The following is a 16,979-nucleotide window of genomic DNA, read 5'->3' as shown; positions in this document are numbered from 1 at the left end:
AAAGATGCGCATTATGTGCATCTTTTTTTTTTGACAAAGATTTCCGTAGAGGCGCACAGCAGTGCGTCTATTTTTTATAGACAATTGTTTATAGGCAATTGTTTATTCCCAAGAACAAATAAAATTCCGTAGGAATGATTTATATTGTAGCAACGGATTTTAATCCGTTGAAAATGCAATATCCAAAATTTATATATATTACACATACAACATCCTTGTGCAAACATACATTGCGGAGACGCACTGCTGTGCGCATCTACGGAGAAAATCTTTGCCAAAAAAAAACGTACATTAATGTACGTTTATATAAATAATATCTAAAAATCTTAGAACCTTAGCAACTCAGCATCTCAGAATCTTTCATTACGCAGTAATAGCCAACGGATTCAAATTAAATTTATATTCTTTTGGACTGCAGTTGAATTTTTGTTTGAAGATTTTAGAAAAATAACTTCTGCTTGTAAAACCAATGCAATACACAATTTCAGAAATATTTAAATCTGACGTTCTAATTAGGATTTCGGCTTTTAAAACCCTCATATGTGTTATATAATCGTTTACGGTTCTGTTATGGATTAATTTAAAACCTTCTTGTAATTTATTTGGAGACAAACCTGATTTTTTACTTAATGATTTTATTGTAAAAGGTTCTTCAGGATTGGCTTTAATAGCTTCTGAAAGTTCTTTAATTTCTTCCATTTCTCTTAAAGTCAGACAATTTGTATCTCTTGAAATGGCATTAACATCATCAGAATGCTGTTGAATTTCCATAGCCAGAATAATTCTCAGAATACCTTCTTTCAAAAGATTTCTAACAATTCCGGTTTGCGTAACAGCATTTAATTGTTCGATTTTTTCAGCAATTTTTAAATTATAAGAACCTACATAAAAGAAATTCTCCGTTACATTATCTTCAAAAAAAGTTTCTTTCACCTGTTGGTTTAAAGAATGCATATTTGCACCGGAAGCTTGGGTTCCAACAATAATCAGCGTAAATTTAGTTTTGATATCTTTTTCAAAAAACAAAACATTATCCTGATTTTCTTTTGAAGTCACGATAGCTGTCTGAAAAGTTTTAAACTTTCTTTCTTCTCCTAACGGTCCAAAACTATGAGATAAATTTCCCTGAGAACAATATGCAAAATAAATAGGAGATGATTTTACATTCATAACATCCATTCTCACATTAACAGAAAAAGTCATATCAAATTGCACGTACGATATATTATCATTAAAAGAAGAGCCAGTAATAGATCCTTTTGCAAAGCTATTATTCACCTCAATTTTATATTCATCCAAATCTAAAGTTACCTTTCCTCCAAAGTTTACATTTAACTCTTCAAAAATCCCTTCAATTTTCTCTGTATTTATAGTAACTATTTTCATTTTGCTGTAGTTTAAAAATTCTGTAAATTCTTTTTTTGTAGATTTTATAAAAGATTGAATTCCATACAAGTTGTTGAATTCTAAAAATCTAGACTTCAAAGTTCGTCCAATCATAGACGAAATATGTTATATAATTTTCAGCTTTTGTTTTATAATTATCTATAAATGATTAATTTAACATTAATAAATATGGAATAAATCATGAAGAGTTTTTCGTTTTCACCAATCGCTTCAAACGACGCTAACATTCTGATTCTAGGCACAATGCCTGGAACAAAATCATTAGAACTCAATCAGTATTACGGACATAACCAGAATAATTTCTGGAAATTTATGTTTACTATATTCAAAGAAGATTTCTCGAATGATTACGAAAAAAGAAAAGCACTTTTGCAAAAAAACAATATCGCATTATGGGACGTTCTGCAATATTGCGACCGAATTGGAAGTTTGGACAGCGCTATAAAAAATGAAATTGCCAATGATTTTGAAGCCTTTTTAGAAAAACATCCCAACATAAAAACCATTCTCTTTAACGGACAAAAAGCTGCGGCATTTTTCAAAAAATACGTTCTCTTAAAAAAAGAATACAATCTTATTACCTTACCCTCTACAAGTCCGGCGAATGCGAGTAAATCTTTTCAATTGAAATTAGAAGAATGGAAAGTTATCGAAACATTATAAATGCTTTTTTGCTACAGATTAAAATGATTTTAAAGATTATTCTTCATAGCCGTTTGTTCGCCACAACATCACCTTAATCTATATAATCTGTGGTAAAAAAACAGAAAACTAACAAAATGTTGAAATAATATAACATTATCATTTTAAAATGTAAGACAAAACGCAACCTGTTGTTTTAATTTTACTTCAAGAAATCAAAGCCATAAAAAAAAGAAGAATATTTCAAACGCAATTGAGGCTTTTTAAAACATAGATATTACTAAGAAAACTGTAACAAGTTTATATTATAAAGAGAACATTGGTTATGTTAGTTTATTTTTGAGAAAAAAGCTATTCTATTTTTTAGGGTAGCTTTGTTTTTTTTACCCATAACCCAAAACTAATCACCCATGAAAATTCAAACCTATTACAATCATATCAGGTTTTATAAACCGCATCATTTTGTCTATTATCCAGTCTTAATACTATTTTTAATAAGCAGTATTTATTTTGCAATTAACACAAACGACAAACTAATCTGGTCGTTTATAAGCGTTGTTTTCGTGTTTTTATTTTTTCTTGCACTTATGCTTCGCCAGCATTATGCGCTGGTTTTACAAAACCGAATCGTAAGATTAGAACTCAGATACCGCTACTTTACACTAACCGGAAAAAGACTTGAAGAATTTGAATACAAACTAACCGACGATCAAATATTTGCCCTCAGATTTGCTCCTGACAACGAATTATTGCCACTAGTCGAAGATACCCTAAAAAACAATCTAACCGGAGACGCCATAAAAAAATCAATTATCCATTGGAAAGCAGATTATCATAGAGTTTAGTTTTTTTTAAAAGATTCTGAGATTCTGAGGTGCTAAGGTTCTAAGATTTTTTATCTGGGCGTGCCACCATTAAAAAAAGGCCTAAGAAGCGTTGCGCTCATTAGGCCTTTTTTTAATGGCGTCGGGCTATACGCGCTACTTTGGTAGCCAGCTTCTATCCCTCACGCAATTCTCGTATTTAAAAGATAATTTTAGTTGCAAAAGAACAAATCTCCGTAACGTTTTTCAATATTCAACGGATTAAAATCCGTTGCTACAATATAAATCATTCCTACGGAATTTTATCCTGCTGGAAATAAACAACTGTCTATAAATAAAAAAGAAGTACATAATATATGCAATTCTACGGAAAATATTTGTGCAGAAAAAAACTCATAACCTCAGCAACTCAGAACCTTAGAAACTCTATTTTACCTCAAACCCTTCCTTTACAATTTCTTTCTCGACTTTGTCGATTAATTTATTGGTTTTACCGGTTAATCGTTTCTTTTTCCAATCGCCTTTTGCATAAATAAGCATGGTTACAATTGCCGTAATTACGGTAGAAATCGGGAAAGCCCACCAAATTCCAACAGGTCCAAGTGATGTATTATGTGATAAAATATAGGCTAACGGAAACTGTAAAACCCATTGCGAAACCAGCGTCAAAATCATGGGAAGTGTTGTATTTCCAACCGCTCTAAAAACGCCTAATAAACACATTTGCAATCCAAGAAATCCCCAGGAAAGACACGTAATTCTTAAAAAAGTTGTTCCTCCGGCAATAACTGCAGGTTCATTTGGTACGAAAAAAGCAATTAAATGTGGCGCAAAAGCATACGCAATTAATCCAATTCCGGTTAATAATCCAAAACCTAAATAAGCACCCAGTTTGGCGATTTTTCCGGCACGAAGCATATTTCCCGCACCAATATTTTGTCCAACCAAAGTTGCAATTGCCATAGAAAGTCCCAAAGCCGGAATCATAATCAGCTGAATTAAATTTGAACCCGCTCCGTAAGACGCAACAGTTGTCGTACCAAAATGCACTATCAAAAACGTGATCGCCGTTAAGCCAATCGCACGCATGGATTGTTCTATAGAGGACGGAAAACCAATTTTAAAGGCTTTTTTAATATGTTTAAAATCCGGTTTAAAATCTTTTAGCTGCAAATGAATACCGTGTTTTCCTCTGAATAAAATACCAAAACCAATAATAATTGCCAGACTCTGCGTTGATAATGTTGCCAAAGCAGCGCCTTTTACTCCCATTGCCGGAATAAAATTCCATCCGAAAATAAACAACGGATCAAGCGCAAAATTTAGAATTACAGTTCCCAATACAATATAAACCGGCAAAGTAACACGCCCAACGCCTCGCATAACCGACTGGAATATCATGAAACTAAAACTAAAAACCAGTCCTATAAAGGCAATTTGCATAAAACCCAAAGCATTGGTATAAACTTGTGGCGTAACTTTAAGCAGATACAAAAAGTACGGACTTAGAAAATACCCAATAATCGACAGAAAAATTGACGCTGTTATCACCATCAATAAGGTTTGAGCGGCAACATGATTGACCATTTCCTGTAATCCTGCGCCATAATATTGTGCAATCAAAATCGATCCTGCAATTGCCAAGCCTGTTCCTAAAGCAATCGTTAAAAAAATTACGGGCGTACTTACAGATACTGCTGCAACGGCATCTCCGCCTAAACGACCAACCCAAAAAGCATCTACTAACTGATATGCGGCTTGTAATAAATTGGCAATCATAATAGGAACTGCCAATTTTAATAATGAAGAAAGTATAGGACCTTCTAATAATTCGTTTTTGTTCATTTTGTACTTTTTGTTTTATTGTTTTTATTTTTAGCCACAAATTCACAGATTAAATGATTTTTCAACTGTGTGTTTTTTTGCCACAAATTGCAAAAATTTTCGCAAATCTATATTTCAATTATTCTCTGTGTGTTTAAAATTTGTGAAAATTCGTGCAATTCGTGGCAACTTTTTTTTTAAAATAATCAACCTGCGAAAACCCGTTTAATTCGTAAAATCAGCGGGCTTATATCTTAAAGTTTATCTAATCTATCTGCATAATCTTTAATCGTTTTCACCACTTCTATTCTTTCTTCCGCAGAAAAAACAGAAAGAACTTCATCTTCTGATTTTTTCATTAGCAGCCGAATATTTTTGGCTAAGCCAATTCCTTCATCGGTAAGACTAACAATGTTCTTTCGTTTGTCGTCTTTATCTTTTTTAACTACAACCAAGGCCTTTTTTTCCAAGGCATGTATGCTCCGTAAAATAGACGATTTATCACGCATCGTAATATCTGAAAGTTCTCTTTGCGAAAGATTACTGCGCTGAAGATTCATAATTAAAGGGAGCTGTTCCAGCTGCAACGTAATGCCGGCTTCGTTAATAAGTGCATTGGTATGACGAAAAATAGTTTTCTTTATTCGATGGATCTGAAAGAATAAACTATCTGAAATTTCGCCTTTTAAAACATTAAAATCGGTTTCATTTTTTTCCATGAAACAAAATTACAAAAAAGAGTGACATGTCAACTAATTTTAACAAAAAACTCATATATAACTGATAGTCAGATTAATTATTCAAAATAATGAAACTAAATGCAAAAATGGACGATTTTTTTTGTTAACTTTAAGTGTTAAAATTTTATCAATAAAATTTAAAAATAAATCATATGAAACAATTATTTTATTTTTTGATAGTTTCTTTTTTTTGGTTTTCCGCTAAAGCTCAAAATGTAGCCGAAGTTTCTCCGGAAAACACTTTAACAACTTTACAAAATAACAATTCCGACGAACTTCAGGATTACGACGCAAATGAATTGCCCTGGCATGCAAGACGATTTAAAGTAACTGCAGGAGCTTTTTTTCCTGTAAATAATACTCAGATTCAAGTTGGAACCAATAATGGAAATCACGGTACAGAAATCGATCTTGAAGATGATTTGGGCTTTTCAAAATCAAGTGCTTCTTTTATGGGAACTTTTGACTGGCGCATTTCAAGGAGATCGAGATTGGGTTTTGAATTCTTTGCTTTGGACAGAAGTTCTACAAAATCCTTAGAAAGAGAAATTAATTTTGGTGAACATACATACAATATAAATACAAGGGTTACTGCTTTTTTTGATGTTCAGATTGCGAGAATTGCTTATGGTTATGCTTTTTTATCTAAACCAAAATATGAGGCGGGTTTGTTAATTGGTACTCACGTGCTTTTTGCAGATTTGGGTTTGCGTGTTGATGCGAATCAGGCTAGTTTAGAATACAGAGATAATTTTAATTTTACGGCACCATTGCCTGATGTAGGGATTTGGGGCGAATTTGTGTTATCACCTCGTTTTGGCCTTTATGTAAATGCAAATTATCTGGCTTTGAAAATTGGTGATATCGATGGCCGAATTATTAGCTATAATCTGGCTCTTTCGTATAATGTGTATCAAAACTTTAGCCTTACAGCAGGATATACGGGCTTAAACTTTAAAGTTGATGCGATAAAAGACAGATTAAATGGTTATCTAAAATGGGGTTATAATGGTCCAACTATTACGGCTTCTTATAGTTTTGGTCATCATGTTAAGCTTTATAAACATTAAAAGTTGAAACTCTAATTTTTTTGAAGTTCCCAAATTTGAAATTCCAAATTCCAATAGCTAGTGTTATCCGGAATGTTGTCATTTAGAACGTAAGGAGAAATCACACGCGGGATTCGGCAAAGATTGGCGACATTCTTTACGGAGTTTCTTGTGTGATTTCTCCCTTCGGTGAAATCACAAGCTTGAGCAAAAAACTTCGAAATGACATAAAATGAGAAAACTTTGCGTCTTAGCGCCTTCGCAGCAAAAAATAAAAAAATATTTCAACCATATAAGTACTATGAGGTTAAAAGTTTTTTGAATTAGTAATTGACCTTATATGACTTATATGGTTTAAAAAATAACAAACCCGACACCTTTTTTAAAGATGTCGGGTTCATTCACTCAAACTCAACTTAACTCAAAATAAACTTTACTAATTATTTTATTTCTCTATTGGAGAAAATTTTATAGCTGTTCCTCCTCCAGCTGCTAATTTGAGATCTAAAACTGTTTTGTTATTTACTTTTTGTTTTGAGATCGTTACCGGATACGGATTGGTTTTATAATTTGCTCCGGCTCCATCTGCATAAATTTCGGCTTCGTACTCTTTTCCGGCATCCAAAAAGGATAAGGTTACTTTAAGATCTCTGGCATTTCTGTTTGTGATGGATCCTAAATACCAGTTTTTCTCGTCCCAGTCTTTACGTACAATTGTGGTATATTCTCCTATTTTTGAATCCAGCACTTTGGTATCTGACCAATTGCAAGGCACCTCTTTTACGAACTGAAATTCCGGTTTTCCTTCGTAGTTTTCCGGTAAATCTGAAGCCATTTGCAAAGGACTATAAATAATTACATACAATGCCAATTGATTTGCCAAAGTCGTTTGAACTCTCGCTCCGGATGGTGTTTTATAATCAAAATTGAAATTCCCCGGAGTATAATCAAATGGTCCTGAAAGCATTCTGGTAAACGGCAAGGTTGTTAAATGTTCCGGAGTGTTTCCGCCATCTACAGACCACGCGTTGTATTCCTGACCTCTGCCGCCTTCCTGCGACATAAAATTTGGATAGGTACGCTGTAATCCTGTTCCTTTTATTGGTTCGTGATTGTCGATCATGATGTGATATTTTGCAGCGGTTTCCATTACTTTTCTGTAATGACGCGCTCCATATTGACTATCATGCCATTCTTTTTTGTCTAAATATTTATTTACGTAACCGGTTTTTACGGTATTTACGCCCATTTTATGATACAGTTTAAAGGCATCTTCTAACTGGTTTTCGTAATTTTTTGTCGCGCCGGCAGTTTCATGATGTCCTATTAAACGAACATTTTTAATTGCGGCATATTTGGTAATTTCTTCCAGATTAAAATCAGGATATGCTTTGGTATAACTAAATGCAGATCCATCGGCAGTCCAGTCTCCGTCCCAGCCCTCGTTCCAGCCTTCTACCAGAACGCCGTCAAAATTGTTTTTCGCAGCAAAATCAATGTATTCTTTTGTATTCTTAGTTGTCGCCCCATGTTTTGGTCCTTGTCCCCAAGTGTATTTTTCTAAATGCATTCCCCACCAGATTCCAATGTATTTTGATGGTGTAATCCAGGAAAGATCTTCAATTTTTGAAGGTTCGTTCAAATTCAGCATAATAGTTGAAGTTGCAACATCTCCCGGAGTTTTGCCCACTACAATGGTTCTCCACGGAGTTTGAAAAGGAGTTTCGGCATATACTTTTACACCATCTGCCCAAGGCACCAATTCGCTTTTGTATTGTTTATCACTGGTTTTTAATAACGTCATCGAAGTAAAATCGGTTAAATTGGCTTCGTGAATCGCCACAAATAATTTTTCTTTAGTTTCGAAAGTTGCCGGAGTATTTATGGTATCTGTTTTGCTAATGGCCGTTTTACGATAGCTACTTTCGTAATAACTGTTTTCGCGGTGTACCGGAATCCACCAAACATCATCATTTGATTTAAAAGTGAATTGTGTGATTTCGTTTGAGATTTTTACTTTTCCTAAATGAGGCTGTTTTGGGAAAGAATATCTAAATCCTACGCCATCATCAAAAACCCTGAAAATAATATCAACCAAACGTTCTTCTCCTTTTGCTTCTTTCAAATGAACGATCAATTCATTGTGGTGATCTCTCACTTTTTTGAATTCTCCCCAAGGTTGTTCCCAGGTTTCATCTGATGTTTTTTCTTCGGTGGAAACCACTTCAAAACCTTCGGTCATTTTCTGGATTCCCTGAAACTCAAATCCCATTAAAGAAGGTTCAATTACCGATTTTCCGTTTGATGTAAAACTGTATTCAGGCTGACCTGAAGCGGTTAATTCAAAAACTAATTCGGTATTTTTTCCCGGAGAACTGATTGTATATGTTTTTTTAGTACTAGCACTGCAGGCGTAAATTAATATCGACGCGAAAGCAATTAAACAGTATCTATATTTTATGTTTTTCATTATTTAATTGTATTAATTACAACTCTTATTTAATTTCGTTTATCAACTGTTTTGCTTTTGCGGGCTGCATGGAAACAAAATAATTAAAAGCCTGATCTAATTTTTTCTGGGCATCTGTATTGCCTTTCTTTTCTACTCGCAGATTGTACATTTTACTTATATCCGGAAAAACAGGTTCTGTATTTTTGACGCCGGCAAATGCTTTTACTTTTTCGATATAGGTGTAACCGAATTCAACCGTTGGTTCAAACATTGTTCCTTCTCCAAAGTCATTCCATGTAATTAATTGCAGGTAGTTTAGATTCGCATTTTTGGCCATTGCAAGCGTTTCATCAAGGGTCGCTCCGTTGTTGTGTTCTATTGTCCAGCCAATTGCTGCTCCGCCTCCGCCTTCGGCATAAAAATCTTTAAAACCGGGATAAGCACTTCCCATTGCAACAGCAAGTTTTGGTTTTGTATTGGTATAAAAATTCGTTAGATACGTACTGTTTTTAAATACCCAGGCATATTCTCCCGAAGCGTTGTCTCCAGCTTCTACAGATTGATCCCAAAGGGTTAAAAATGCAGGTTTTGTGGTTAATGTATTAAAAACGTTTGTCCACTCAGCTGGTGTTTGTAATACAATTGGTCCGAAATTAAGCAACAATGGTTTTCCGTTTATTTTGATATAATTGGCATCATCAAAATAATTGTTTTGCATGTAAGCCAAATCGGTTTTTGCAGCGCTTGTTACCGAAATTGCTTTTCCGGCATCGACTGCACTTTTGGTAACCCTGTCTTCATACACAATTGCGTATTCAAGACCCACTTTGTTTAACATAGCTATTAATTGCTCTGTATTTTCTTTTACCATTCTATAATCATTGACATCAAAAGTGCCATACCAATCGATTAAAACTCCATCAATTCCTGAATATTTCATCAATAATAAATGATTTTCAATCACATTTTTATCGCCGGAATGATAAGGGCCAATTAGAGGATAATAGTATGATGCAATTTCTCTGCGGCCGTTTGCTCCTACATTGTTCGGGTTTTTATTTGCCATTGTCCAGTGATAGCCCCATTTTTTGTCGGCACTGCTTTCATTGGTTTCAAACCAGGGCATATAGTGCACATAAATTTTGGTGCTGTTTGTTTTTTCTATGGCAACAGGTGCAAGTGTTTCTGGTTCTGCAGGTTTATCTGAACCTTTATCATCGCTGCTGCTGCAACCTATGACCAGAATGTTCATGATCCCAAAAAACAATAATGTGATGTATCTTTTCATATTGATTTGATGTTTGTTTTTGTTTTTTTGCAACTGATTAAAAGATTTTTATTTATTTTTTAATCATTTTAATCTGTTAATCTGTGGCTGAAATTTTCTCTCGCAGATTTGGCAGATTAAGCAGATTTATTTTTTTGCCACTGATTAAAAGATTCTCAGAGATTTTTTTAATCATTTTAACCTGAAAATCTGTGGCTAAAATATTTCACGCAGATTTAAATTGATTTGAGCAGATTTTGCAAATTTATTATTGCTCTATCAAACTAAATCTGCTTAATCTGCCAAATCTGCGTGAGATAAAATCCTTTAATCTTTATTCCGATAGCTATCGGGAGTGACAAAAAAAATATAAAATATGTCAGCCTTCCACGACTAACCAACATGGAAGACTGACATTTCAGAATCTAGTTTACAGGATATCCAGGATTCTGTACCAAATTTTTATTTGTTGTCATAACCGTACTCGGAATTGGGAATATGGCTCTGTATTTTTCAGTTGTTCCTTTTTCCCACCAAGGCAAAAAGAATGTTCCAAAACGAATATTGTCTGTTCTTCTTCTTCCTTCAAAAGTAAATTCCTTAAGCAATTCCTGATCTATAAAATGAAGGTCGATCGTTGCCGGCATTTCTTCTCCTGCACGAGCTGTTACTTGTTGTAAATATGGTTTTGCCAAATCAGGAGATCCTAAACGAACGTAACATTCAGCTTGCATCATTAAAATTTCGGCATAACGAATTAATACAAAATCGTGATCGCGTTCCCAGGTTTCTCCGGCTTTCATTTCGTATTTTCCTAAACGAACTCCCTGGTTTTCTTTTGCATCAGCAACACTTGTAACTTCTTCTGTATACGTAAGTGGTTCTCCGTTATCCATTACAATAACCTGACCTGTTGCTAAATTTATCTGATCGCCGGCAACCATACATTTTTTTCTTTTGTCTGTATCTGCAAATGCTGAGTAAACTCCCGGTTGTGCACACATTCCGTTTGCGCTCCAAGGATAATCTCCAATTGCAGAAAGTGTCAGTTTATGTAAATAATGACAAGACATTGATGACATATAATTTCCTACTGTTCCTGCTTTTGAATCATAAGGAATAGCGAAAATAATTTCCGGTGACTTTTGATTTTCTGTTGCAAAATTGGCAAAGAAATCAGGCGTTAAAGTATAACCTGAAACTTTCTGACACATGTCTAAACAATCCTGCCAGCGTGGTGTTCCGATAAATGCTTCAGAATTTAAATACAATCTTGCTAAGATAGAATAGGCTACGTTTTTTGTTAACTTAGAATATACTACGTTTGAAGTTAAATGCGGAATTGCATCCAGTAATTCTTTCTCTACAAAATCATACACTTGTTTTCTGGTAGAGTTTGATGGTAACGCTGTATCTTCAAAATTAACTACGATTGGCACATTTCCGAATAAGTCTAAAAGATTGTAATAGTAATACGCTCTTAATGCTTTTAATTCGGCATAAATTGGTGCTTTTGCTGCATCCGTCAATGATGATTTATCGATTTGATAAATGATCGAATTGATTTTGGCAATTCCGGTGTAGTTGTAACGCCAGGCCGAAAGAATCATACGGTTATCTGATTTCCAGGTATGTTTTTGCGCATCCTGATATTGTCCGCCATCGTACCAGTTTGTTCCTCTTGTAGGAATTGTTGCTTCATCTGAAACAGTTTCGTTCAGAAAGAATACATATTCGCAAGTTGGATAATTATTGGAGATCCCATCGGCAAATCCTCTTAATGAAGAATAAGCCCCACCAACTAATGCATCGATTTCTTTTGGTGTATTTCCAAAATTTCCATCTTCTACTCTATCATATAAATCTTCATTTAAATTGGTACATGATATCGTAAAAAGCATGCTTATCAATACTGCTGCTGTTATTTTGATTTTCATTTTCTATATTTTTGAGTTAGTCGCTTAATTATTAAACGTAAAATTTAATCCAACAGAAATTGTTGTTGGGCGAGGATAATTGTTGTATTTATCTATTCCAGGAGCCGCAAGACCCGTTTGGTCAACACCATCCTGAGCATTTAAACCAATTTCCGGATCTACACCTTTGTAACCTGTAATTACAAATAGATTTTCTCCCATAAGATAAACTCTGAATTTTGAACCTTTAAGTTTTAATGGCAAAGTATATCCTACTGAAAGTGTCTGAAGTCTGAAGAATGAAGCATCTTCGATCCAGTAATCTGAATATTTTGGTGCGGATGTGATTCCGGTATTCTGGAAGTCATCCGGAACATTGAAAGTTGGTAATCTGTTAGGATCATTCAACATCATGTTTGTAGCGTTTAATGCTTTTTGACCAAACATTCCGTATCCTGAAATACCAAGATCAAAGTTTCCGTATGTAAAATTCATTCCGATACCCATTGTTAAATCCGGCTGAATATTTCCTAAATCTCTTTTATCAGCATCTACTAAAGCACTTTCAGCAACTACACTTCCCGCTGCATTATAGTACTGAATTTTACCATTTTCATCAAGTCCCGCATTTTTGAATCCCCAGAAAGTTCCAACTGGATATCCTTCGGCAATAATTTGAGAATATTGTCCTGACATACCGGCTAATCCGTGTAAAGATCCGCTGTAGATAACATCTGTTTTATACGTTGGGTTTGACAGTTTTTCAATTTTTTGAACGTTGTGACCTAATGTTAAATTTGCATTCCACGTAAATTTATCACCTTTTACGATGTCTGCATTTAATGTAAGCTCAACTCCTTTATTAGACATTTCTCCTACGTTTGCCAACATAGTTCCCACTAAATAAGGAGGTTGCGGCACTTCATACGTATATAATAAATCGTCTGTGTTTTTTGAATAATATTCGAATGAACCACTAATTCTATTAAATAAACTAAAGTCTACACCAATGTTTAATTGTCTAGTTGATTCCCATTTCAAATCAGGATTTGGGTTTTGTTTTGGCGAATATGCCAAACTCCATGTTCCTGTAACCGGATCGTAATAACTGTCATTACCAACTCCTAAGATCGAAAGTGATTTGTACTCACCAATTCCGTCCTGATTACCTGTAACTCCGTAGCCAACTCTAAATTTAAGATTGTCTAACCAGCCTTTTGTACCGCTCATAAAATCTTCGTTAGAAATTCTCCAAGCTGCAGATGCAGACGGGAAAGTTCCCCATTTATTGTTTTCTCCAAAACGGCTTGAACCATCACGTCTAACTGTTCCGGTCAACAAATATTTTCCGTCGTAATTGTAATTTGCACGAGCATAAAATGAAACCAGATTCGATTTTCCTTTATACGAATACACATCGCCTAAACGGTAATTGTAACCCGCTCCAAGATTGTTATAACTAAAAGCATCTGTTACAAATCCGCTTCGTTGTGCGCCAAAACCATCGTAGATATTCTCTAAATATGAATATCCTGCAAGACCGCCAATAGTGTGTTTGCCAATAACTTTATTATAATTTACATACAATTCGCCTTGTGCATTTGTATATTCTGCGTATGTTTTTTGAGCATAACCGTCTTCTGTTCTACCTTCCAAAACCGCATAAGTTGGTTTGTAAGTACTTGCCTGCACCGCGTTATGTTCTAATGAAATATTGGCTACAGCCGTAAAATCATTCAGGAATTTAACTTCAGTTTTAAAATATCCTAACAATCTGTGTCTTTCGTTATCTGCCGTTCTGTTGGTTAAAATTTCAACAGGATTTTCGTAGATATTTCCTCCTACTGCACTAAATTGTCCGTTAGCATCGTAAACCGGAATTGTTGGGTTTAAATTATAAGAACGTTCAAAAATTCTGTAATCAAGCGGATGCCATTTGTCGATATTGGCAAATACGCCCATATCAAATTTTACATCTTTATTGTCTCCAAGATATTGATAGGCACTTACGTTTCCGCTGATTCTTTCCAAACCTGTCGTTTTGATAACGCCTTCATTATTTAAGTATGAAATCGAAGCTCTGAAACCACTGTCGGTTTTACCAGAATTGATGCTTAAAGTATGTGATTGCGAAATAGCCGTTTGTTCTAATTCTTTTTGCCAGTTTGTATTTCCGCCGTAATCAACAGCGTCTTTATTTCCTGTGCTGCGCACATAACCTCTCCATTGATTGGCTGACAAAAGATCTAAATTATCAGCAACATAACCAATACTTGATAAGCCGCTATACGTAACAGAAACTCCTTTTGTACCTGATTTTGTTGTAATAATGATAACTCCGTTTGCTCCTCTGGATCCGTAAATGGCTGTAGCCGAAGCATCTTTTAAAACGTCAACAGATTTAATATCAGATGGCTGAACCACATTAATATCTACACCTGCAATACCATCAACGACAATAAGCGGACTGTTGCTTGCTGTTAGCGAAGTTCCTCCACGTAAACGTAAACTAGAACCTGCAGCAGGATCTCCTGAAGGGCGAATTACATTTAAACCCGCAACTTTACCCTGCAAAACCTGTTCTGTAGAAGATAGAGATCCTTTTACTAAATCATCCGCTTTAAGCGTAGAAATTGCTCCGGTTAAATCTGATTTCTTTTGAGTTCCGTATCCAACAGCTACTACCTGAACTTCTGCAAGCTGATATCCGTCATTTTGCAAACGAACGTCAATATTGGCTTTAGTTGCTTCAGTAATCTGAACTTTTTGTGTGGTTGAACCAATGAAAGAAACTTCAATAGAACCTCCTACGGCTACATCCAATGCAAATTTTCCGTCAAAATCTGTTGTAGTAGAGTTTCTGGTTCCTGTTTCCAGAATGGAAGCTCCCGGCAACACATTTCCTGTGTTGTCATAAACGGTACCCGTAACATGCTTTTTTCCCTGAGCAAACATTCCTGCCGAAAGAAAAAGCATGAAAATCATGAATACCAGCGATTTAGTAGTCCACATTTGATGCAGGACTATTTTTTTATTTTTACTATTCATATCTAGTTATTTATTTTTTTTTATCGGTCATATGTAATTCGCATAGCCATTATTCGTTTTTATGACCAATTTTTGGGTTATGCTCATTTCATTAGAATTGATGTTTTAATTTGATAGTGAATTTTATTTGTCTAAAGTTTTAAGAGGCATCGTTGTATCTGAAATAGTTTTGTCTTTATTGTCTTTTACCAAAACATGAATTTCAGTCAAATTTTGAATCCCGTTTAGTTCTGAAACTAAATTGACAAATCCTTTTATTTCAGCCGTTCCTCCTGCAAATTCACCCGTAATTATTTTACTTCCCGCAGTAATCGTGTAAATCAGTTTGTTTACGCCCGACTCATTGTTTTTTCTTGACATTCCAAGAAAATCTTTTTGACTAATTTGCAATGGGAAAAATGCAAATACAGGTGGCGGTGGCGGTACATAAGTTCCTGCGTATAAAACCTGATCCGGAGTTGTTCCTGCCCAATCATCTTTTACCATCAAAAAAACTAAATTTTTCATCTCGTAACCTTCCGGAGCATTGTAATAATCCTTTGGAACTAAATCCATTTTATAAAAACCGTTTCCTAAATCTTTTAGTTTTGTTTTCTCAACGATGTCCGGTAACCATGATTGGTATTCTTGTTTGATGTCCCAATCGTTCAGACCACTATGCATATGAACGCTTGTAGCGCCTGCAAATCCTGGAGCTAAATTGGCATTAAACAAAATACTTACTCCTTTATCAATTGTTGGTTTTGTCGGATAAGCTCTGATCAGCTCATTCGCCGTGTAAAATGATGAAAAATCAGTATACGCTATACTCGCAACATCGCTTTGTTTAGATCCGTTTTTGTTTTTTAAACGAAACCAAAATCCGGCACTTGCTGCAATTTCATCCGGGGTTTTAGAAAAATATTCGGTTGGAGTTAATGTAAAACTCCAGATTTTATCTTTTACGTGCGTTAGTTTTGCAAAGTCAGATGAGTTTTCCCAGTTTCCTGCATCCGGTTCAGATGGTGACCAGATCCAGATATAAAGATCTTCGTTTTCTGCAAAAGTGGATCCTGACATATCAAAATACCACGTCACTTTTTCATCATATTTGTATACCACCGGAAATGATGATATTGGGCCAACAGCTCCTGCGGCTTCTTGTGCCTGCGTAAAATTAGGAGCCATTAAAAGGGCAAATAAAATTGTATATATAAACTTTTTCATATTACTTTTTAATTAATAGCAGTTAATTTGAACACATAAGACACAAACGGAATGCCTCCTGAAGAATGCATTAATTGCAACTCCATTTCGCCTGTTTTTCCAGGAACAGAAGTCAATAAAAGTTCATCTGTTTTTTGAGTTTTGTTAGCATCACTATACAAATAGATTTTTGAAGGACCGCTTGCATTTGTCTGCTGAAAATCTGTGCTTAATTTCCAATATCCTTTTGGGGCAAATAATGGCGGAACATTGCCCGTAACTTCATAACTGGTAGGATTGTTTTTTTCGTCTACGCTGAATTTAATTTTAAAATCTTCGTAGTTAAACCAGGTACTCAAGTTTTCTTCGTGTGGTTCGATCTTATTTGCCTTAGCAAATTCATCTACCATCTTTAAATTTGTTAATCCCCAGTTTCCATTTACTTTCTCGTAATTGGTAATCGGATCAACGTAGCTTCCGTCATCAATATTGTCACAGCCAATGGCCACGAAACACATCATAACAGCTAACCAATAAATACTTTTACATCTCATAAATTTGTGGTTTTTGTTAGTTTTTTATCCCTTTCAAAGGACAGCACGAAACTAGATGTTAAATAAATCTA

12 protein-coding genes are annotated in these 16,979 nt (G+C 34.9%); 3 read left to right on the top strand and 9 right to left on the bottom strand.

All coding sequences use genetic code 11. The annotated features are described in order from the left end of the window. Positions 1-363: 363 nt before the first annotated feature. Entirely contained in the window at positions 364-1,386 is a 1,023-nt protein-coding gene (locus tag ACZ0AH_RS09150) for a helix-turn-helix domain-containing protein (protein WP_463475489.1), read from the bottom strand. Positions 1,387-1,587: 201 nt separating this feature from the next. Between ACZ0AH_RS09150 and ACZ0AH_RS09145 the strand changes: the two genes are divergently transcribed. Together ACZ0AH_RS09145 and ACZ0AH_RS09140 are read left to right on the top strand one after the other, a co-directional pair. Further along, entirely contained in the window at positions 1,588-2,070 is a 483-nt protein-coding gene (locus ACZ0AH_RS09145; RefSeq protein ID WP_463475488.1) for a DNA-deoxyinosine glycosylase, read from the top strand. A gap of 389 nt (positions 2,071-2,459) precedes the next feature. After that, positions 2,460-2,894, top strand: a complete 435-nt coding sequence (locus ACZ0AH_RS09140) for a DUF6526 family protein (protein WP_463475487.1) — start codon at positions 2,460-2,462, stop codon at positions 2,892-2,894. A gap of 405 nt (positions 2,895-3,299) precedes the next feature. On the opposite strand, the gene ACZ0AH_RS09135 is transcribed toward ACZ0AH_RS09140, so the two are convergent. Next, positions 3,300-4,718 carry an MATE family efflux transporter gene (locus ACZ0AH_RS09135; protein WP_463475486.1) on the bottom strand — a complete coding sequence of 473 codons (1,419 nt, stop codon included), beginning with the start codon at positions 4,716-4,718 and terminating at the stop codon, positions 3,300-3,302. A 233-nt stretch (positions 4,719-4,951) separates the two neighbouring features. Further along, positions 4,952-5,416 (bottom strand): MarR family winged helix-turn-helix transcriptional regulator, encoded by a 465-nt coding sequence (locus ACZ0AH_RS09130; RefSeq protein ID WP_463475485.1) that lies wholly within the window; start codon positions 5,414-5,416, stop codon positions 4,952-4,954. A 173-nt stretch (positions 5,417-5,589) separates the two neighbouring features. Here ACZ0AH_RS09130 and ACZ0AH_RS09125 point away from each other — a divergent pair, with 173 nt between their 5' ends. Then, the gene (locus ACZ0AH_RS09125) at positions 5,590-6,507 is read left to right on the top strand and encodes a hypothetical protein (RefSeq protein ID WP_463475484.1); all 918 of its coding nucleotides are present in this window, start codon (positions 5,590-5,592) and stop codon (positions 6,505-6,507) included. A 424-nt stretch (positions 6,508-6,931) separates the two neighbouring features. Here ACZ0AH_RS09125 and ACZ0AH_RS09120 read toward each other — a convergent pair whose 3' ends face one another. From ACZ0AH_RS09120 to ACZ0AH_RS09095, 6 genes are all read right to left on the bottom strand, one after another. Then, positions 6,932-8,956: a glycoside hydrolase family 97 protein gene (locus ACZ0AH_RS09120; protein WP_463475483.1), complete on the bottom strand. Its 2,025-nt coding sequence runs from the start codon at positions 8,954-8,956 to the stop codon at positions 6,932-6,934. 25 nt (positions 8,957-8,981) lie between these two features. Continuing rightward, positions 8,982-10,226, bottom strand: a complete 1,245-nt coding sequence (locus tag ACZ0AH_RS09115) for a glycoside hydrolase family 71/99-like protein (RefSeq protein WP_463475482.1) — start codon at positions 10,224-10,226, stop codon at positions 8,982-8,984. A 404-nt stretch (positions 10,227-10,630) separates the two neighbouring features. Beyond that, a complete protein-coding gene (locus tag ACZ0AH_RS09110; protein WP_463475481.1) occupies positions 10,631-12,142 on the bottom strand; it encodes a RagB/SusD family nutrient uptake outer membrane protein in 1,512 nt (503 codons plus the stop codon). Between the two features lie 24 nt (positions 12,143-12,166). Further along, positions 12,167-15,169 carry a SusC/RagA family TonB-linked outer membrane protein gene (locus tag ACZ0AH_RS09105; protein WP_463475480.1) on the bottom strand — a complete coding sequence of 1,001 codons (3,003 nt, stop codon included), beginning with the start codon at positions 15,167-15,169 and terminating at the stop codon, positions 12,167-12,169. A 123-nt stretch (positions 15,170-15,292) separates the two neighbouring features. After that, on the bottom strand, positions 15,293-16,375 hold the full coding sequence (locus ACZ0AH_RS09100) for an antibiotic biosynthesis monooxygenase family protein (RefSeq protein WP_463475479.1): 1,083 nt from the start codon (positions 16,373-16,375) through the stop codon (positions 15,293-15,295). An 8-nt stretch (positions 16,376-16,383) separates the two neighbouring features. Beyond that, positions 16,384-16,908 (bottom strand): DUF5004 domain-containing protein, encoded by a 525-nt coding sequence (locus tag ACZ0AH_RS09095; RefSeq protein WP_463475478.1) that lies wholly within the window; start codon positions 16,906-16,908, stop codon positions 16,384-16,386. Between the last annotated feature and the right edge of the window lie 71 nt (positions 16,909-16,979).

It is taken from the genome of Flavobacterium sp. AC105, assembly GCF_979258495.1.
Note: the sequence above shows the minus strand (reverse complement) of the source record. Positions and strands in the feature narration are given on the sequence as shown.

Bases quoted from the DNA above. Each gene is read 5' to 3' on its own strand.
- ACZ0AH_RS09150 (WP_463475489.1), bottom strand. From the start codon at position 1,386: ATGAAAATAGTTACTATAAATACAGAGAAAATTGAAGGGATTTTTGAA.
- ACZ0AH_RS09145 (WP_463475488.1), top strand. From the start codon at position 1,588: ATGAAGAGTTTTTCGTTTTCACCAATCGCTTCAAACGACGCTAACATT.
- ACZ0AH_RS09140 (WP_463475487.1), top strand. From the start codon at position 2,460: ATGAAAATTCAAACCTATTACAATCATATCAGGTTTTATAAACCGCAT.
- ACZ0AH_RS09135 (WP_463475486.1), bottom strand. From the start codon at position 4,718: ATGAACAAAAACGAATTATTAGAAGGTCCTATACTTTCTTCATTATTA.
- ACZ0AH_RS09130 (WP_463475485.1), bottom strand. From the start codon at position 5,416: ATGGAAAAAAATGAAACCGATTTTAATGTTTTAAAAGGCGAAATTTCA.
- ACZ0AH_RS09125 (WP_463475484.1), top strand. From the start codon at position 5,590: ATGAAACAATTATTTTATTTTTTGATAGTTTCTTTTTTTTGGTTTTCC.
- ACZ0AH_RS09120 (WP_463475483.1), bottom strand. From the start codon at position 8,956: ATGAAAAACATAAAATATAGATACTGTTTAATTGCTTTCGCGTCGATA.
- ACZ0AH_RS09115 (WP_463475482.1), bottom strand. From the start codon at position 10,226: ATGAAAAGATACATCACATTATTGTTTTTTGGGATCATGAACATTCTG.
- ACZ0AH_RS09110 (WP_463475481.1), bottom strand. From the start codon at position 12,142: ATGAAAATCAAAATAACAGCAGCAGTATTGATAAGCATGCTTTTTACG.
- ACZ0AH_RS09105 (WP_463475480.1), bottom strand. From the start codon at position 15,169: ATGAATAGTAAAAATAAAAAAATAGTCCTGCATCAAATGTGGACTACT.
- ACZ0AH_RS09100 (WP_463475479.1), bottom strand. From the start codon at position 16,375: ATGAAAAAGTTTATATATACAATTTTATTTGCCCTTTTAATGGCTCCT.
- ACZ0AH_RS09095 (WP_463475478.1), bottom strand. From the start codon at position 16,908: ATGAGATGTAAAAGTATTTATTGGTTAGCTGTTATGATGTGTTTCGTG.